2 protein-coding genes are annotated in these 1,656 nt (G+C 54.8%); both read left to right on the forward strand.

Translation table 11 applies throughout. The features are described from left to right. Positions 1-57 precede the first annotated feature (57 nt). A complete protein-coding gene (locus Pla100_RS30240) occupies positions 58-285 on the forward strand; it encodes a hypothetical protein (RefSeq protein WP_146583122.1) in 228 nt (75 codons plus the stop codon). 113 nt (positions 286-398) lie between these two features. After that, positions 399-1,649, forward strand: coding sequence for a hypothetical protein (locus Pla100_RS30245; protein WP_146583124.1), 1,251 nt, complete (start codon positions 399-401; stop codon positions 1,647-1,649). Positions 1,650-1,656: the final 7 nt, after the last annotated feature.

Below are 1,656 nucleotides of genomic sequence, written 5' to 3' on the forward strand. Positions count from 1 at the left end.
TTTCTTCCGTAGATGTTCTAATGGTGTGATCCATAGAGGTCTCCACGGAAGGTCAGCATGTCGAAAGAAATCTCCGAGTACAAGTCGCCACCTCACAAGATCATTGCCTTCCTCAAGGACGGCCGCGATCAGCTTCGTGAGAAGTACCGTTTGCTACGCGAGAAGCATCGCGTTGCCGAAAATCAAATTCGCGCCGTTACGAAGAGCCGCGAATCGTGGAGGATTCGAGCTGAAATCGCAGAAATGGAACTCAACGAGCTCAAAAAAACGCTCAAGCTCAACTGAACGCCATTGACTGTGGCGAGAAGTCGGCACAGCCGAGGAGTCTGGCGATTGCCGGAAGTCCCTTTCGAGCCGACCTGATTACCCAGGCGATCCGCCTAGTCCTCGAGGGAGCGATGTCGCTGCGGGCGGCCAGTCGAGCTTGCAGCATCGTCGACAAGTGCAAGGGCGGGCACGGCCTGGACGGGCCCAGCCAAAGCTCGATTCAGAATCATATTTTGCGACTGGGGCTGTATCTGATTGAGCGGACCGATCAGGTTCGCAACGATTGGATTTGGTTGCTCGATCATACGATCAACGCCGGCAGCACGAAGTGTCTGATCGTCATGGCGATCTCACGAGAAGACTTCCGCTGCTTGATCGGTCCGATGACGCATCGCGACCTGACGGTCATCGCGGTCATGCCTGTGGAAACCTCCACCGGTGAAATCGTCGACGGCCAACTCGAGCGACTAAGCCAGCAGTACGGCACACCGATCGCCACACTGAGCGATCGCGGCAGCGACCTCAAAAAAGGCGTGGAATTGTTTCAACAGCGGCACCCCGAAGTCGCTTCGTTCTTCGACATTGTTCACTTGGTCAGCCGAGTGATCAAAAGCATCTTTGAGTCAGATCCGAAGTGGGAAGCGTACCGCAAGGGCTGTTGCCGATGTGCCAATTTCTTACGGCAAAGCGTTTTGGCTCACCTCAAACCGCCGACTCCGAAAACTAAAGCACGTTACATGAACTTCGACCGTGAAGTTCGTTGGGCAGTGCGAGCGATCAGCATTCTGGACCGAGTTCGAACCGGTCAGCTCAACGAGCAACAACGCGGGCGTCTGGACCAACGTATGGTGGAAAAACGACTGGGCTGGCTCGATGAGTATCGCCAATCCGCCTCGCAGTGGATGGAAGTGATTCTGACCGGGCAAGCGATCAATGCAGTCGTCCGCCGGACCGGTTACATGGCAACGACAGCGAGCGACATTCGGCGTCTGAGCGACGATCTGCAACATGAGTCTTCGCGATTACTCGTCCAGAAAGTCGCCGACATGGTTCAAGAAATGGGCCAAGGAATTGTCGCTGGCGAAGCGATGCCTGGAAGCACAGAGGTTCTCGAATCATTAATCGGCAAAGGGAAACGTCTGCTTCATCACAGCGGCAACTCGGTCACACGGCAAATTCTCTCTTTGGCTGCAGCAACGACTGAGGTGACAATCGACTTGGTGCAAACCGCACTATCGACTTGTCGGATGAAACACCTGGCCGCATGGAAGTGGGAACAACTCAAGCCAGGAGTTCACACCGCCAGAAAAGAAGATCTCGGTATTAGCTCCGAGGAACTAAACTTGCGCAATCGCATTGCCGCCGCAACCCCAAACTTTTAGCAGGCCA

The organism is Neorhodopirellula pilleata, assembly GCF_007859915.1.
Lineage (GTDB): Bacteria > Planctomycetota > Planctomycetia > Pirellulales > Pirellulaceae > Rhodopirellula > Rhodopirellula pilleata.